Origin of the sequence: Nannocystis pusilla (assembly GCF_020073745.1) — a bacterium.
Lineage (GTDB): Bacteria > Myxococcota_A > Polyangia > Nannocystales > Nannocystaceae > Nannocystis > Nannocystis radixulma.
In genome coordinates, this window is record NZ_JAIRAU010000059.1 from 196,996 (window position 1) to 214,259 (window position 17,264).

12 protein-coding genes are annotated in these 17,264 nt (G+C 73.0%); 10 read left to right on the forward strand and 2 right to left on the reverse strand.

The window, feature by feature from the left end; all coding sequences use genetic code 11:
* Positions 1-7: 7 nt before the first annotated feature.
* The 5 genes from K7C98_RS42345 (at position 8) to K7C98_RS42365 (ending at position 8,142) form a co-directional block, all read left to right on the forward strand.
* Positions 8-2,119 (forward strand): peptidylprolyl isomerase, encoded by a 2,112-nt coding sequence (locus K7C98_RS42345; protein ID WP_224197653.1) that lies wholly within the window; start codon positions 8-10, stop codon positions 2,117-2,119.
* A 114-nt stretch (positions 2,120-2,233) separates the two neighbouring features.
* Complete coding sequence (locus K7C98_RS42350) at positions 2,234-2,731, forward strand: hypothetical protein (protein WP_224197654.1); 498 nt, start codon at positions 2,234-2,236, stop codon at positions 2,729-2,731.
* A gap of 78 nt (positions 2,732-2,809) precedes the next feature.
* Entirely contained in the window at positions 2,810-4,348 is a 1,539-nt protein-coding gene (locus K7C98_RS42355) for a transglutaminase domain-containing protein (RefSeq protein WP_224197655.1), read from the forward strand.
* Positions 4,349-4,737: 389 nt separating this feature from the next.
* Positions 4,738-6,804, forward strand: coding sequence for an EB domain-containing protein (locus K7C98_RS42360; RefSeq protein WP_224197656.1), 2,067 nt, complete (start codon positions 4,738-4,740; stop codon positions 6,802-6,804).
* 528 nt (positions 6,805-7,332) lie between these two features.
* Positions 7,333-8,142 carry a hypothetical protein gene (locus tag K7C98_RS42365; protein ID WP_224197657.1) on the forward strand — a complete coding sequence of 270 codons (810 nt, stop codon included), beginning with the start codon at positions 7,333-7,335 and terminating at the stop codon, positions 8,140-8,142.
* Between the two features lie 56 nt (positions 8,143-8,198).
* Here the strand turns inward: K7C98_RS42365 and K7C98_RS42370 are convergent, their stop codons facing one another.
* Positions 8,199-8,846 (reverse strand): gluconokinase, encoded by a 648-nt coding sequence (locus K7C98_RS42370; RefSeq protein ID WP_224197658.1) that lies wholly within the window; start codon positions 8,844-8,846, stop codon positions 8,199-8,201.
* A gap of 226 nt (positions 8,847-9,072) precedes the next feature.
* Between K7C98_RS42370 and K7C98_RS42375 the strand changes: the two genes are divergently transcribed.
* The 3 genes from K7C98_RS42375 (at position 9,073) to K7C98_RS42385 (ending at position 13,705) form a co-directional block, all read left to right on the forward strand.
* On the forward strand, positions 9,073-9,837 hold the full coding sequence (locus K7C98_RS42375; RefSeq protein ID WP_224197659.1) for a glucose 1-dehydrogenase: 765 nt from the start codon (positions 9,073-9,075) through the stop codon (positions 9,835-9,837).
* A 4-nt stretch (positions 9,838-9,841) separates the two neighbouring features.
* Entirely contained in the window at positions 9,842-11,680 is a 1,839-nt protein-coding gene (locus K7C98_RS42380) for a glycoside hydrolase family 15 protein (protein ID WP_224197660.1), read from the forward strand.
* Positions 11,681-11,833: 153 nt separating this feature from the next.
* Positions 11,834-13,705, forward strand: a complete 1,872-nt coding sequence (locus tag K7C98_RS42385) for an IgGFc-binding protein (RefSeq protein WP_224197661.1) — start codon at positions 11,834-11,836, stop codon at positions 13,703-13,705.
* An 85-nt stretch (positions 13,706-13,790) separates the two neighbouring features.
* Here the strand turns inward: K7C98_RS42385 and K7C98_RS42390 are convergent, their stop codons facing one another.
* Positions 13,791-14,561 (reverse strand): oxidoreductase, encoded by a 771-nt coding sequence (locus tag K7C98_RS42390; RefSeq protein WP_224197662.1) that lies wholly within the window; start codon positions 14,559-14,561, stop codon positions 13,791-13,793.
* 138 nt (positions 14,562-14,699) lie between these two features.
* Between K7C98_RS42390 and K7C98_RS42395 the strand changes: the two genes are divergently transcribed.
* Together K7C98_RS42395 and K7C98_RS42400 are read left to right on the forward strand one after the other, a co-directional pair.
* Positions 14,700-15,656, forward strand: coding sequence for an AraC family transcriptional regulator (locus K7C98_RS42395; RefSeq protein WP_224197663.1), 957 nt, complete (start codon positions 14,700-14,702; stop codon positions 15,654-15,656).
* 135 nt (positions 15,657-15,791) lie between these two features.
* Positions 15,792-17,231: a DUF4215 domain-containing cysteine-rich repeat protein gene (locus tag K7C98_RS42400; RefSeq protein ID WP_224197664.1), complete on the forward strand. Its 1,440-nt coding sequence runs from the start codon at positions 15,792-15,794 to the stop codon at positions 17,229-17,231.
* Positions 17,232-17,264 lie beyond the last annotated feature (33 nt).

A 17,264-nucleotide genomic window follows, 5' to 3' on the forward strand; every position in this document is an offset into this window, starting at 1 on the left:
TTCGGCCATGGAGGTGCCGCGTCGGGTCCACATCATCGTCGGCGGCTGCGCGCTGCTCGTGGCGTGCGCGCGGCCGCCGGCGTCGCCTTCTGCCGGGGGCGAGGACGAAGCGCCGGCGATCGCCCGCGCCGAGGCGCGCCGCGAGGCCGGGTCGGCCGAGTTGGTGGCGTACACGCGAGGTGGCACGAGCGCGGCGAGCCTGACTGCCATCCGGGGGCTCGGGCGCACCGGCGACGCGCGTTCGCTGGCGCGGCTCGGCGAGCTGCTGGCCGCGCCCGAGGAGGCGGCGCGGGTGGCCGCGATGGAGGCGCTGGCGCTGGCCGGCGCGCTCGGGTCCGACGTGAGCGCGTACGAGGCGACGCTGTGGCAGCGCTGGCCGCAGGCGTCGTCGCGCGAGCGGCTGGCGATCGTGAAGGCGACCTGGCGTGTCGGCGCGGCGACGGCAGCGGCGCGGCTCGGAGCGGCGCTGGTGGAGACCGAGACGCCCGAGGTGCGCGCGGCGGCGGCGATCGGGCTCGGGCTCCTCGGCCGGCGCGAGCTGGCGCTCGACGACGCGGCGCGCGACGGGCTGGTGGCGATGGTGGCCGGCGGCGAGCAGCACCTCGTGTACGCGGGGGTCTACGGCCTCGCGCACGCGCACGGGGCGGGCCATGACGCCGGCGAGGCGGCGCTGCAGGGGGCGGTCGGAGTGTTGGATCCGGATGCGCGGGCGCTGGCCCTCAAGGGCCTCGCGCGGCGGCGAGGGACCGGCGCGCTCGCGGCCCTGCGCGCCGGGCTGGACGACCCCGAGCCGTGGGTGCGCGTGGCGGCGGCGCGCGGGCTCGGCGAGCTCGGCGACGCCGCGGCGACCGCGGCGCTGTGGGACTGGCTGCGGGTCGAGCTCGAGCGCGACATCGTCGACGGGACAGGTCCCGGACACCCTGTCCTCGAGGCCATGTCCATTCTGACATCCGGCAAGGCCAGCCCACCCCCCGGGGCCGCCGAGGCGCACGCGCGGGCGGAGGCGCGGGTGGCTGCCGCCGGGCCGGCGTCGCAGCGGGTGCAGGCGCGGCTGGCCTGCGGGCTGGCGGCGCTGGCCGGCCGCGCGGCGGAGTGGCGCCCGCCGCTGCGCTGCGCCGAGGCGCTGGGGCCGGCGGCGGAGCTCGAGCGCCTGACCTTCGAGACAGGTCTGATCGAGCAGGGGTACGGCGGCTCGGCGGAGGCGCGCGGGGCCCGGCTGGCGACGCTGGCGGGTCACGCCGACGCGCGCGTGCGGGCGGCCGCGCTGGCGGCGGCGGCGGAGCTGTGGGAGGAGGCGCCGGTCGAGGGCCTGTTTGAGGCTGGCCTTCGGGACAGCTCACCGGCGGTCGCGGGCACGGCGGCGGAGGCGGTGCAGGGGCGGTTCGCCGGCCCCGCGCCGCGGCCGGCGCCCGGGCAAGGGCTGGTCGACGCGCTGGTCCAGCGGGCCGCGGGCGAACGCGACGGCGAGCTGTTCGCGGGCCTGGCCGGGGCGCTCGCCAAGGTCGGCGGGGCGCGCGGGCTGCAGGTCTGCCGCGACGCGCTCGGCGACGCCAACGCGACCGTGCGCGCGGCGGCCCGCGCGTGCGTGAAGACGGCCGGCGGCGAGGACCCCGGGATCACCGAGCCGAGCGCACCGCCCCCGTTGCCGCCGCACGAGCCGCAGCCGGTGCAGGGGCAGCTGATGTGGCTGCTGCACACCGAGCGCGGCCGCGTCGACATCGCGCTCGAGCCCGCCGCGGCGCCGTGGCATGTGGCGGCGATCGTCGCGCTGACGCGGGCGGGCTTCTACGACGGGCTCGGCTTTCACCGCGTCGTGCCCGGCTACGTGGTCCAGGGCGGCGACCCCGGCGGGACCGGATGGGGCGGTCCCGGCTTCACCCTGCCCTCGGAGCCAGGCGAGGCTCCATTCGCAAGCGGCGCCGTGGGCATCGCCGACGCCGGCAAGGACACGGGCGGCAGTCAATTCTTCATCATGCACGCCCCGGCCCCGCACCTCGACGGCCGCTACACGCGGATCGGCGAGGTCCGCCACGGCCTCGCCGCCGCGCTCGCGCTGGTGGTCGGCGACCGCATCCACAAGGCCGAGATCGTGATCGCCCCGCAGCGACCTGGTCCATGAGCCAGCTCGGGCGAGCGGCGCGCGAGCAACGGTTGCGCACGCCGGCTCGCTCGCTCGCACTGGTTGCGGTTGCGGGGGCGCGACGCGGCCGTATGACGGTCGGGGAGGTGTGTCATGCTGCCCATCGCCTGGACCGGTCTCCGCCGTGGCGTGGTCGTCGCCGCGGTGCTCGTCGCGCCGGCGTGCACGCCGGAGGAGGACCCGAACCCCTACGTGAACTTCTCGACGCCGGTCGTGACCGACAACGGCTACTTCTCGATCGCCCTGCGCGCCGCCGAGGGCCGCGCGTGGCCGGAGTACGTCGGCCGGACGGCGCTCGCGGCCGAGATCGAGGTCGGGTCGAGGCCGGCGCGCGACCACCCGCAATTCCGCGGCGACGAGCCCGAGCCGCCGTTCAAGCTGTCGCTCGGCCCGGCGCGCCCGGCTGCCGACGACGAGCTGGCGGACCTCGAGGCCAAGGCGTGGCCGGTGACGCCAGACGGCTTCAAGTGGATGGTCTCGCTCGACTTCACCGCCGCCGGTGACTGGGTGTTCCCGCTGATCGTCCGCGACGCGCTGGGCCGCTACGACGCGACCGAGATCGTGTTCCACATCGAGCCCGATCCGCGGTGAGGCGCGCAGGTGCCCGCCGGCGCCGCCCGAGCCGGCGATCGCGGCGCGCGCGGCGAGCCCGTGCTAGGCTGGGCCAGGATGACCCGTGCGCGGCTGAGCTGGCTCGGAACCCTGCTATTTTGGCTCTTTCGCGCGAGCTGGGCCGCCCTGGTGGTGGTGGCGCCGGCCCTCGGCGTGTGGGTCGCGTCGTCGCTGGCGGCCTACCGCAACGGTCCGGTGTGGCTGGTGTGCGTGGCCGGGCTGCTGCTGTTCCCGATCGTACCTGTCGCATGGGACATGTTGTCGGAGCTGCTGCGGCGGCGCCGATCCGCGGCGAAGCGCGACCGCCGGGTGTTGACGACGTGGGACCGCATCGTCCTGCGCACGTTGACGGTCAACCTGGCGTTCCTGGCGGCCCTGCTGTGGTCGCGGCCCGAGGCGGCGTTCACGGCGATCTCGACGCGCGGCGACTGGTTCCTCGAGGGCGTAACCAGCCCGGCGGCGGACCGCGCGCGCGGGGCCCTGCTGCAGGCGGCCGACGGGCTGCAGTGGCTGTACGAGGCGGCGCACGACAATCAGTACGCGGAGCTGATCGAGTCGAAGCCGGCCGAGGCCCCGGCGCCGCAGCCCGCTCCGGTGGATGACGCGTGGAGCGATCCGTGGGAGCGGCCGCCGCAGCGCGAGCCCGAGCCCACGGCCGAGCCGACGCCGGCGCCGGAGGTGCCCGAGCCGGCGATCGAGCCGCCGACGCCGGCGCTCGCGGGGCCGACCTGGCCGTCGCCGGCGGTCGTGCACCCGGCGGTGCTGGCGATGCCCGAGGACGCGCGCGCCAGCATCGACGCCGTCGGCCGCCACCTCGCGGCCAGCGAGCCCGATCCGGCGCGGCGGATCAAGGCGATCCACGACTTCGTCGCCACGCACCTGGCCTACGACGCGGCGTCGTACTTGAACCGCGACGTCTACCCCGACCAGCGCGCCGAGGCGGTGTTCGCCTCGCGCCTGGCCGTCTGCGCCGGCTACGCCAACCTGATGAAGGCGATCGCCGCGGTCACCGGCGACGAGGTGGTGGTCGTCGTCGGCGACGCCCGCGGGCTGTCGCGCGAGGTCGAGGGCGAGTCGCACGCGTGGAACGCCGCGCGCGTCGACGGCCGCTGGTACCTGATCGACGCCACCTGGGACTCGGGCCACCTCAAGGACGGCGCCTTCGTCCGTGAGTACCGCTCTGACTATCTCTTCGTGCCGCCGGCGCTGATCGGCGTGACCCACTTCCCGGAGGAGCCCGCCTGGCAGCTGCGCGAGCAGCCGCTGACCCGCGGCGAGTTCGCCCGCCAGCCGATGATGCGGCCCAAGTTCTTCGCCGACGGGCTGCAGCTGCTCGAGCCGCGCCGCTCGCAGGTGACGGTCCAGCGCGAATTCGCGATGAGCCTCGACAACCCGCGCGCCCGCAACCTGATCGTCAAGGCTGTCCCCGAGGACAGCTCGCAGGCGATCGAGTGCGCGCTGACCGGGACGCGCAAGGTCGACGTCGCCTGCGGACCTCTGCCGGCCGGGACCTACGCGGTGCGCATCTACACCTCGCCGACGCTGTACGGGACGTACCAGGGGGTCGGCGAGTTGCAGGTGCACGCCGCGGGGTAGGGCCGAGCCGGTGCGAGCGCACGGACTCTTCCGTCGCAGGGGCGTGTGCGTGGGGCCATGAGGCCACGGCGGCCACGAGGCGCGCGAAAATGCCGGAGCGCGGCGCGGATGAGCGAACGCGTCGGTCGGGCACGGCGGACGCGAGAGCTGCCGGCTCGCGGGACGAGCGAACGCGTCGGTCGGGTACGAGGGACGCGGGAGCAGCCGGCTCGCGGGACGAGCGAACGCGTCGGTCGGGCACGACGCACGGTTCGTGAGTCGCGAGTGTCTCGCGCGTGACACGTGGGCGACCCGCTCGCGCGTCGGGACGGGGCTGGGTGCGTCGTGGCGAGATGCCCGATCTGCGCCGAACGCTTGCTGCTGTAGACGTCGAGCCAGGGAGGCTGGGCATGGCGCGAACGGGATGGGCAGCGAAATTGGTGCTCGTGGGGCTGGCGGCGGGGTGCGGTGACGCCACCGGGACGACCACCGACACGACGGCGACGGAGGTCGCCAGCGAGGCGACGGCGGCGACGGGCGACAGCACGGGCGCGACGGGGAGCCCGACCGAGGGCCCGCCGACGTCGACGACGAGCTCGTCGACCGGGCCGACCGCGACGAAGGGGTCGACGACCGATCCGACGACCGGGGGCGAGGAGCTGCCGGACGCCGTCGATCCCCTGGAGTACTGCGAATCGGTGGTCGACGCGGTGTGTGCATTTCACCTGCGCTGCGGGCGGACCGAGGCGGCCGATCCGGCGAGCTGCCGCGCGCAGTACCTGGCGCACTGCGACGCGGTCGACGAGCCGCGCTGGGCCAGCCTGGCGGCCGCGGGGGCGATCGAGCTGTCGCGCGCGGGCCTCGACGCCTGCGCCGTTCACCTCGATGCGGTCGCCTGCGACGAGCAGGTGCGCGACTTCGACGGGCCGTGCGTCGACGTGTGGCGCGGGCTCCACGGCGCGGGCGAGGCGTGCGGCTTCGACGTGGCCCAGCGGACCTGCGGCGCGGGTACGCGGTGCAGCCTGCGGGAGCTCGCGGTCGGCGTCGGCGGCCACCCGCTCAACACGGTGGCCTACAACGCCAACGGAGGCGCGGTCCCCTACGCGCAGCAGGTCCACTACCTGACGCACATGGGCTTCTCGTGGTACCGCATCGACGCCGCGTTCACGGCCGACGGCGCCAGCATCAACGAGAACAAGTTCATCGCCATCGCCGAGCTCGCGGCGGCGCAGGGTATCGCGCTCCTGCCGATGATCTACGACCGCATCGACTACGCGCTGAGCCAGGAGGAGAACTACGACCGCGGCTTCGCCCAGGGCGTGGGCATCGCCACCCGCTACGGGCACCTGTTCCAGGTCTACGAGCTCGGCAACGAGCTCGAGCTGTTCGACAAGCTGCTGAAGCCGGGCAAGGACGGGACCGCCGCGTCGGACTACTACGAGGAGAAGCTGCCGCCGGCCGCGGGGTGGATCGTCGGCGTCGACGAGGGCCTCAAGTCGGTGCAGCCCGACGCGCGGACGATGATCAACACGGCCGGGTTCATGCCGACCTACGAGGTGCAGTACTTCATCGAGCAGGGCGCGGAGTTCGACATCCTCGGCTGGCACTGGTACTCGGAGATGCCGGGGGCGGCCGAGCAGAAGTGGGGGTACACCAACATCTGGGATCACCTCCACGCGCTGTTCGGCAAGCAGATGTGGGTCACCGAGACCAACTTCCGCCCGAAGGAGAGCATGACCCCGGAGGAGAACGAGGCCGGGCAGCAAGCCTGGAAGGACCGCATCATCGCCGAGGCCGCGGCCCACCCGCACGTCGAGGCCATCATCATCCACGAGTTGCTGGCGCTGGCGGAGAAGTCCGACTTCATCGAGCGCAACTACGGGATCGTCGGCTTCCCCGACTACGAGGCGACGCAGCACCAGCAGCCGGTGCCGAGGCGGGCGGCGGTGTCGCTCCTCCGACCGCCGACCAGCGTGACGGGCGTCGACGAATTCGACGCGCCGGGCCTGCACGACCTGTGCGGGGTGTGCCTGCCGGTGGTGGGCGACGGCGTGGCCTGCACGGCGGGCGACGTCGCCTGCGGCCCCGACAGCCACTGCGCCGTCGACGGGACCTGCCACGCCCTGCGCGCGCTCGGGGACAGCTGCGTCGTCGGCGTCGATCGCTGCGTCGGCGGGGCGCCGTGCGCCGGCGGGACCTGCACGCCGCCGACCTTCGTCGCCGCCGGCGAGACCTGCGACGCCACCCACCGCTGCCGCAGCGGCGCGGTCTGCCACGACGGCGCGTGTCTGGCCCTGCCGGGCCCGGGGGACAGCTGCGAGGCGGCGGGGGCGTGCACGGCCAGCCGCTGCGATCACACGGCCGGGCTGTGCGTGGCGCCGCTCGCCGACGCGGCCGCGTGCGACGAGTCGCGCGCGTGCGCCTCCGGTCATTGCGTCGAGGGGGCCTGTGTGGCCGGCCTCGGGAGCTGCGGTTAGGCTCGCAGGTCGCCGAAGCTCGCGCCGGAGCCGGACGAGGCTGTCCGGCCGCGATTCAAGGCGCCCGGACGGCGGCCGGCTTCTGTCCGAAGGGACATGTGATTCGGCCGGCCGGGACGCCGTCGGGACCTACCGGGCCGCCCGATCGGTTCGCGCGAGCGGTCCGCCGGATCGCGCGCGCGCCGGCGGCTGACGTCGTGCGCGTCCGTGGCCGGTGCGGACGTCGGGGGCGCAGATCCGGTACATGCGAGCTGTCGGCCTGCACTGGTGCGGCCTGTCCAAACGGACATGTCATTGCCGTCGTCGATCGACGACGACCGCGCTGCGAGGTCGCGCCGCGCCGCGGCTCCTCGCTCGGGCGACGTCCTCGGGTCGCGCCGCGTCTTGGCCGCGCGTGCGGAGCTCGCGGCCTGCGCAGCGCGGCCGCGTGGAAGGGGGGCGCGGCACCTCGCGGCGTCCGGTCGCGGCGGATTGAGCCGGACGCGCGCGGGCGCTATGGTGACCGCCGAGGTGGCGAGGCAATTCATGATGCGCGCGCTCGCAGGCGCCCTGCTCGGGCTCGTGGCGGCGTGCAACGGGGGCGCGGCCGGGTCCGCGACGAGCCAGGGGAGCGAGTCCGGGTCCGCGGCGACCCAGACGTCGGGCGGGGAGCCGGCCACCGGCGAGGCCACCGACGCGGCCCCGACCACCACCGGCGAGCCGCTCCCGCCGCCCACCGCGTGCGCGGAGCCGACGAGCCTCGCCGCGTCGCCGCGCACGATCGCCGAGGCGCTGGCCTTCATCAACGAGCTGCCGCGGCCGCTCACGCTCGACTGCTTCCTCGAGCGGCTCGAGCGACCGCTGGCGATCGCGGCGACGCGCAGCATGATCAGCCTGCAGCCCGCGGTCGGCGACCACAGCCCGCGGCTGTTCCTGTTCATGGGCGAGCTGGTCCTCTCGGTGGCGGTCGACGGCCACGGCTTCGACCTGCTCGAGTTCGGCGAGCACGTCGCGCCGACGCGATCGATCAAGGCCGAGATCGCGTTCCCCCTCGACGACCTGCTCGGTCCCGAGGCGCCGTTCGCCCGGATCTTCGACGGGGTCGACGGCACCAACTGCGGGGTATGCCACGCCGAGGAGGTGAGCGAGCCCCGGTACCCGCAGGCCTTCGTGTCCGACGCGCTGCGCTTCCCCGACTGGGAGGAGGTCGCCTTCGCGGCGGTGCGCGAGGCGTACGAGGGCTGCGACGCCGCGGCGGAGCCCGAGCGCTGCGCCCGGTTGACGGCGCTGTTCGGCCACGGGCCCGTCGAGGCGGCCGCGTTCCCCGAGACGATGCCGACGATCTACGACTACGAATGAACCGCCGGCGCCGACGAATGGGTGCTGAAGGAGCGGATTCGTCGGGTCGGACGAGTTCAGGTCGTCCGCCGCGCCGCGAGGTGGGCGACGAGCTCGGCGACGATCGTGTCGACGGGCTGGGACGCGTCGACGGTGAGCGCGTCGTCGGGGGGCTCGAGCGTCTCGAGCTGGCTGCCGAGCATGTCGGCCTTGAAAAAGTGATCGCGGCGCGCGAGCAGGCGGTCGCGGGCGACGTCCGCCGGGACCTGCAGGTACGCGAACACGACGCGCGAGGGGTGGCGGCGCAGCGCCTGGCGGTGGCTCGCGCGCAGGGCCGAGCAGGCGAGGACGACGTCGCCGGTTTGCTGCAACCACCCGTCGATCGCGGCGGCCAGGGCGTGCAGCCAGGGGGCGCGGTCGGCCTCGTCGAGCGGGACGCCGGCGGCCATCCTGGCCAGGTTCGCGGGCGTGTGAAATTCGTCGGCGTCGACGAAGCGGGCGCCGAGCGCGGCGGCGAGGCGCTGGCCGACGGTGGTCTTGCCGGCCCCGGACACACCCATGACGACGATGACCATCGCGGTGAGACAAGCGCAGGCGGGCGGCCGCGTCAACTCCGCGGACGGAGAGCTGCCCTCGGCGGCGAGCCGGCGAACGCGGCGCTGCAGCGGTGCAAGGCCGCCGTCGCCCTCGCTCGCGTGCTCGCGCGGCGCGGGTGCTTCACACATGGGCGATGCGCGCGAGCGAGGAGACACGACACGAACGTCGCCGCGAGCCGGCGGACGACCGCGGCGGGCGATCGACGGGCGAGGCCGGTCGGAGCGGCGGCGGGCGATCGAGCGGCGAGCTCGGCGATGACGGCCTCGCAGGGTCAGTGAGTGCAATCCGGGTCTGCCGCCGGCGATCGGTCGGCCGCGGCTGCAGCCTCACGTGTTCGCGTCGTCGGGAGGTCGCATGCGACTGAGCGGAAAGAAGGCCCTCGTCACCGGTTCGAGCCGCGGCATCGGCCGCGAGATCGCGCTCCGCTTCGCCCGCGAGGGCGCCGACGTCGCGGTCAATTACCGCGGCCACGCCGAGGAGGCCGAGGCGGTCGCGCGCGCGATCGAGGGCGTGGGCCGGCGCGCCGTGATCCTGCGGGCCGATGTGTCGCGCACGGGGGACTGCGAGCGGCTGGTGGCCGAGGCGTGGCAGGCGCTCGGCTCGCTCGACATCCTCGTCAACAACGCGGGCATGGAGGTGCAGGCGCCGTTCGAGGCGGTGACCGAGGCCGATTTCGACAGGGTGATCGGCACCAACCTCAAGGGCACGTTCTTCGTGTCGCAGGCGGTGGTGCGGCGGTGGCTGAAGCACGAGCGGCCGGGGCGGATCGTCAACATCAGCTCGGTGCACGAGGAGCTGTCGTTCCCGGGGCACGCGGCCTACTGCGCGGCCAAGGGCGGGGTGCGGATGTTGACGCGCGACCTCGCGGTCGAGCTCGGCGGCCGCGGGATCGCCGTCAACGCGATCGCGCCGGGGGCCATCGAGACCGACATCAACCGCGACGTCACCGCGGACCCGAAGGGGCGCGCGCAGCTGCTGGCGCGGATCCCGTTGCAGCGGCTGGGGCAGCCGGGCGACGTCGCCGCGATCGCGCTGTTCCTCGCCTCCGACGAGGCGGCGTACGTCACGGGCTCGACGTACTTCGTCGACGGCGGGATGACGTGGTTCCACCAGGAGTGAGCGCATGGCGTATCTGCCCATCCACGACCACGGGATCATCGGCAACATGCGCACGGTCGCGCTGGTCGGCCAGAACGGGACGATCGACTGGTTCTGCCACCCGCGCTTCGACTCGCCGAGCGTGTTCGGGTCGCTGCTGGACGACCAGAAGGGCGGCGAGTTCAGCATCTGCGCGGAGGACCAGGCGGCGCCGTCGAAGCAGTTCTACTGGCCCGACACCAACATCCTGATCACGCGGTTCTTCTGCGCCGGCGGGGTGGTCGAGCTCGAGGACTTCATGCCGGTCGGCGATCAGTCCGATCACGGCTGGCACCACCAGATCGTCCGCCGGGTGCGGGCGGTCCGCGGCAATGTGTGGGTGCGGGTCGAGTGCCGGCCGGCCTTCGACTACGCCCGCGCGAGCCACGAGGTGACGCGGACCGGGCACGGCGCGGTGTTCCGCTCGCGCGACCTGACGATGTCGCTGTCGGCCAGCGTGCCGCTCACGGGCGCCGAGCGGGGCGGGGTGCAGGCTCGCTTCCAGCTGCACCAGGGCGATCAGGCGGTGTTCGTGTTCCGCGGCGGCGACGAGGGCTGCCCCGAGTGCCCGCGCGGCCCCGACACCGACGAGTCGGAGGCGCTGTTCCGCGGGACCGTGGCGTACTGGCGGCGCTGGCTGTCGCGCTGCTCGTACCGCGGCCGCTGGCGCGAGACGGTGCACCGCTCGGCGCTGACGCTCAAGCTGCTGACCTACGAGCCGACCGGGGCGATCGTCGCCGCGCCGACCTGCGGGCTGCCCGAAGAGCCAGGTGGCGTGCGCAACTGGGACTACCGCTACACGTGGATGCGCGACGCGGCGTTCACGATCTACGGGTTCTTGCGGGTCGGCTTCACCCAGGAGGCCGACGCGTTCATGGGCTGGCTCGACCGCCGCTACCACGAGCCGCCCGCGCCCGACGGCGCGCCGCTGCGGCTCATCTACACCGTCGAGGGCGTGCGCTGCATCGACGAGCACGAGCTGCCGCACCTGGACGGCTACTGCGGCGCGCGGCCGGTGCGGATCGGCAACGCGGCGCACCATCAGGTCCAGCTCGACATCTACGGCGAATTGCTCGACGCGGTGTACCTGTCGAACAAGTACAGCAAGCCGGTCTCGTACGACGCGTGGATGCACCTGCGCCGGATCGTCGACTACGTCGGCGAGAGCTGGCACCTGCCGGACCACGGGATCTGGGAGCCGCGCAGCGGCATGCGCCACAACGTCAACTCGAAGGTGATGTGCTGGGTGGCGCTCGACCGGGCGCTGCGCCTGGCGGACAAGCGCTCGTTCCCGGCCCCGCGCGAGCAGTGGTACCGCACCCGCGACGCCATCTACGAGACGATCTTCAAGCGCGGCTGGAGCGACGAGCTGCAGACCTTCGTGGCCGCGTTCGACGAGCGCTCGCTCGACGCCTCGGCGCTGCTGATGCCGCTGGTGTTCTTCCTCGGGCCCGACGACCCGCGCATGCTGAAGACGCTGGCGGCGATCCGCCGCTCGCCCGACAAGGGCGGGCTGGTGTCCGACGGCCTCGTCTACCGCTACCAGCCCGAGATCCTGCCCGACGGCCTGCCCGGCCGCGAGGGCAGCTTCAACATGTGCTCGTTCTGGCTGGTCGAGGCGCTGACCCGGGCCGGCCGCGGCGACCCGGCGCTGCTCGAGGAGGCCCGCCTGCTGTTCGAGCGCATGATCGGCTACGGCAACCACCTCGGGCTGTTCTCGGAGGAGACCGGCGAACACGGCGAGGCGCTCGGCAACTTCCCGCAGGCGTTCACTCACTTGTCGCTGATCAGCAGCGCGTTCAACCTCGAGCGCGCGCTCGGGTGAGGGCCGCGCGCCGGTCTCCCCGGGAGCGCGGCGGGGCAGGTGTCCTTTGCGACAGCATGCCGGGAGGATGACGGGGCGCGCGGCCGACGGCCGTGCGGCCGTCCTGGGATGCCCCGATCCGCCGCCCGTCGGGAACGGGGTACCGTCGCGGCGATGACCCGCACTCCGTGGACCACGCGCGCCCTCGCGGTGACCTTCTCGGCGCTCCCCGCCGCCTGCAGCGACGACGGCGCCGGGACGACCGACGCCGTCGTCACCACCACCGGCAGCACCGGCTCGAGCGAGGCGGCGACCGCCGCACCGACGACGAGCGCACCGACGACCACCACCGCGCCGACGAGCGAGCCGGGGACCACCGAGCCGGTGACCGCGAGCGACAGCGACAGCTCGACGGGGCCCGGCACCGCCACCGAGACGACCGGCGAGCCCGTCTGCGCCGACGGGACGATCGTGTGCGACGGCGCCGTCGCCAAGGTCTGCGACGGCATGGGCGGCTTTCACGGCGAGGAGACGTGCCCGGACGCGTGCGCCCCGGGCCTCGGCTGCGTGGCGTGCGTCCCGGGCGAGGGCGTGTGCGACGGCGCCGTCGCCACCCACTGCAACGACGAGGGCAGCGGCTACGTGGACACCGTCTGCGACGAGGTCCAGGGCGTCGCGTGCCAGGACGGTCAGTGCGTCGGCGCGTGCGCGCCGGCCTCGCTCGGCAGCAGCTACATCGGCTGCGACTACTACCCGGTCGTCACGGCCAACGCCGTCGGCCCGTTCTTCACCTTCGCGGTCGTCGTCTCGAACGTGTCCGCCGAGGACGCCGACGTCACGATCACCCGCGGCGACGCCCCGGTGATGGACATCCTCGTCCCGGCGAACAGCGTGGAGGTCGTCCCGCTGCCGTGGGTGGACGAGCTCGTGGTCGGGAGCGGCAGCAAGGTCGTCGTCGACGGGGCGTACCGCGTCCGCTCGAGCCGGCCGGTCACGCTCTACCAGTACAGCCCCATCGAGTACGAGAAGGACGGCCTGTCCACCATGAGCAACGACGCGTCGTTGCTCATGCCGACCAACGTCTGGGGCACCGACACGATGGTGATCGGGCGCAACACCCACTTCGGCAACCCCGGCCTCTACGCCGTGGTCGCCCGCGAGGACGGCACGGCGATCTCGGTCACCCCGTCCGCGACCGGCGGGCTCGTCCGGGCCGGCGGCGGCGTCGCGGCCGACGGCACCGGCATGGTGATGCTCGACGAGGGCGACGTCCTGCAGGTGCTGTCGGCCGACGGCGCGCCGCCGCCGAACCAGCCCGACCCGTCCGACCTCACGGGGACCCGCGTCGTCTCCGACAAGCCGGTGATGGTCCTCGGCGGCCACTACTGCACGTTCATCCCGACGTCCGTGTGCTGCTGCGACCACCTCGAGGAGCTCAACCTGCCGGTCGAGAACCTGGCGAGGGAGTACCTCGTCACCACGCCGCTGGTGAAGCCGCCGGGCGAGGACCCGTTCATCAAGGCGCGGATGGTCCGGGTGATCGCCACGACCGACGGCACGACCCTGAGCTACGACCCGCCGCAGAACGGCGCCCCGGCGGCGCTCGCCAAGGCCGGCGACTACGCCGAGATCGAGACCGACGTGGACTTCAAGATCTCCGCGAACTTCAAGATCGCCGTCAGCGAGTACATGCTGGGCCAGGACGCCGGCGGCGCCACCGGCGACCCTGCCATGACGATCTCGGTGCCGCTCGAGCAGTACCGAAGCAGCTATTCGTTCCACGCCCCGACCAACTACGAGAGCAACTTCGCCAACATCACCGCCCCGAACGGGGCGACGGTGACCCTCGACGGGGCGCCCGTCGCCGGCTTCGAGCCGATCGGGGCGACGGGCTACGCGGTGGCCCGCGTCGAGCTGCCCGACGGCGCCGACGGCGACCACACCATCAGCGGCGACGTGGCCTTCGGTGTCCAGGTCTACGGATACGGGCAGTTCACCAGCTATTGGTACCCGGGCGGCCTCGACCTCACGCTGATTCCGCAGTAGCCCGGTACCACGCGGTACGGGACTTGATCCCTCGCACAAGCCCTGCTGTTCGGAGATCCGCCGTGGAGCAGCCGGCGAGCGGCCGTCATCGCGCCGTCTGTCCGCCGTCGACGCGGTAGTTCACGCCGGTCAGCCACTTCCCGCGATCCGACGCGAGGAGCGCGACGACCTCCGCGACGTCGTCGGGGGTGCCGACGCGTCCGAGCGGCACCTGCTGGACGAACGCGTCGGCCGGCAAGCCCATCTCGTCGGTGTAGCGCTTCCGCAGGTCGTCCGCGCCGGCGGTCGCCACCGGCCCCGGCGTCACGACGTTCACGCGGATGCCGCTCGCGGCGAGCTCCACGGCGAGCGCGCGCGAGTAGGTCTCGAGCGCCGCCTTCGCGGCGCAGTAGTGCGCGAACGTGGCGGCCGGCATCGTCGCTGCCGTCGACGAGATGTTGACGAGCGCGGCGGCCTTCGAGGCGCGGAGCGCCGGCAGGACCGCGTTCGTGAGGCGGACCGCGGAGAAGAGGTTGAGCGCGAAGGCGTCTTGCCACTCGTCGTCGGGGATCGCCTCGGAGCCTCCGGTGGAGAAGGCGCGCGACCCACCCGCGTTGTTGACGAGGATGTCGAGGCCGCCGAGGGCCGCGAGCGCCTGTGCGGCGATCGCCTGCACCCCTTCGCTCGTGCGAAGGTCGCCGGAGATGAACGTCGCCGCCGCGGGCGTGACGTCGCTGCGCGTGCGCGCGGCGACCACGACCGTGGCGCCGCCATCGAGGAGGCGCTGCACGATCGCCGCGCCGATGCCGCGGGAGCCTCCGGTGACGAGGGCACGGCGGCCGATGAACTCCTGCGAGAGATCGAGCTTGCTGGACATGATGTTCCTTTCGTCGAGAACGACGCGTCCTTCTTGGGGCTGGCGATCCGTACGAACCATGCGAAGTCGTCCGGAAAAATTGCGAGTTCGTCCGCGCAGCTTGGACACCGCGGCTCGCCGTCGTTAAGCTGTCGAGCGATGGACGCCCTGAGCGCAGTCCTTGCTTCGGTTCGGCTGCAACGAACGCGGTGGGTCTCCACCGTCGCGCGCGCGCCGTGGGGCGTCGCCCTGCCGGTGGTCAAGAGCTGCATCCGGTTCCACTACGTGGTCCGCGGCAGCGCCTGGCTCAGCGTCGACAGGACAGACGAGCCGCGCGTCGCGCTCTCCGGCGGCGACCTCGCGGTGCTCCCGCTCGGCCACGCGCATGCGCTGCGCGACCATCCGCGGAGCGCCACCCGGAGGTTCGAAGAGGTCGCGCGATGCGTCACCCGGCCGACCCATGGCGTCATCCACATCGACCTCGGCCTGAAAGGCCCCGAGACGAACTTCATCACCGGCGCCTTCGTGCTCGACGATCCGCTCGCCACACCGATCCTCGCCGCACTGCCACCGCTCATCCGGATGACCCCCGACGCGGAGCAGGCGGTGCCGTCGTTCCTCGACAACATCCAGTTCATCACGCGGGAGATCGCGACGAACCGGCCCGGGTCCGAGATCGTCCTCCTCCGGATGGCGGACGTGCTGTTCATCCAGATCCTCCGGGCGTACCTCGCGCGCTTGCCCGAGGATGGCGGCGGCTTCCTCGGTGCGCTCCGCGATCCGAGCATCGCCGCGGCGCTCGGCGCGATGCACCGGCGCGCCGAGGCGCCGTGGACGGTGGCCTCTCTGGCAAAGGAAGCCGGCCTCTCGCGCTCGGTGTTCGCGGCGCGCTTCACCGAGCTCGTCGGCGAGCCGCCGCTCGGCTATCTCACGCGGCTCCGCATGCAGAACGCCGCGGCTCTCCTCCGCGAGGGCGCGCCGCTGGCGAAGGTCTCGCTCCTCACGGGCTACTCGTCCGAGGCCTCGTTCAGCCACGCGTTCCGCAAGTTCTCCGGCATGGCCCCCGGCGCGTGGCGGCGCCGCCTCAAGTCGAGCGACCCGGGCGCGGGCGCCTGAGACATTTCACGCCGCAATTTCTCGCCGCGCTCGCCGAGCCAGCCCGATTGACCGAAGGGCGCGTCGGATGTCATCGTCCCCGTCATGCAAATAGAGCGTGGCGGCGGATATCACCTGCTCGGTGTCCTTTTGACGATGAGCTTCGCGTGCCAGTCCGGCTCCGACGGCCAGCCGCAGGCGACCCTGAGCACCGGCGGCGACAGTTCCGGCGGCGCACAGTCGAGCACCGGCGAGCCGACCACCGATGCGCCGACCTCGGGAGGTCCTGGCGGATCGCCGACCTCGGACGCGACCACCGGCGATGTCACGACCGGCGACGTGACCACCGATCCCGGCTCCGCGAGCAGCGATTCGACCACCACCACCGGCACTGCCGCGAGCGACCCGTTCGAGGGCTGCGGCGACGGCGTCGTCGGACCCGACGAGGAGTGTGACGACGGCGGCGCCAACGGCCCCAACGCCGCGTGCACGCCCAAGTGCAAGGTCAACGTCTGCGGCGACGCCTACGACGGCCCCGGCGAAGAGTGCGACCTCGGGACCAATAACGGCGACGACAAGCCCTGCACTTCCGGGTGCAAGCTCGCCGCGTGTGGCGACGGCCTCGTCGGCCCCACGGAGCAGTGCGACGACGGCAACGACGTCCAGACCGACGCCTGCACCAACGCCTGCAAGCTGCCGATCTGCGGCGACGGCATCCTCTCCAAGCCGATCGAGCAGTGCGAGGACGGCAACTCCGAGGATGACGACGGCTGCTCCAGCGACTGCCAGCTCGAGATCCCGGTGACCTGCGGCGATGGTTACCTCGATCCCGGCGAAGAGTGCGACGACTTCCAGGACGGCGATCCCGACGACGGCTGCACCGACAAGTGCAAGTTCCCCGTCTGCGGCGACGGCCTCGTCTCGCCGAGCCTGGGTGAGCAGTGCGACGACGGCAACGCCGACAACACCGACAAGTGCATCGACACCTGCAAGCTCGGCAAGTGCGGCGACGGCTACATCATGGACACCATGGAGCAGTCCGAATGGTGTGACGACGGCAACCAGAGCTACGACGACTTCTGCAACCCGTCCTGCACCACCCCGAAGCGCGTATTCGTCACGTCGACCACCTACGACGGCAACCTCGGCAACGACGAGGGCGCACGCGCCAAGTGTCAGGAGCGGGCCAACGCCGCCGGCCTGGGCGGCACGTGGGACGCCTGGCTCAGCTCCAATCACGAGGCCACCTTCAAGCTCGGCATCATGGGCCACGTCGCCCGGCTCGACAAGGTGTCGATCGCACACGGCAACACGTCCGTCTATGGGCCCAATCTTTTGGCGCCCATCAACGTGACCGAGATGGGCGAGGTGCTCGCCGACGTCGAGGTCTGGACGCACACGACCGCGAGCGGTAACCGCGACTGGGCGAACGACGACACCATGGGCTGCCTCAGCTTCACCAGCAACCACCCCAACCGCCAGGCCGGCTACGGCACCACCGCGGCCACCGACAAGCTGCGCACCCAGGCCGGCGTCGCCTCGTGCGCCGAGTTCAAGCACCTCTACTGCTTCGATCTCGAGTACTACAAGCCCTGAGTCCCGGCGCTCCGCCGGCGTCCGCGCGCCGGA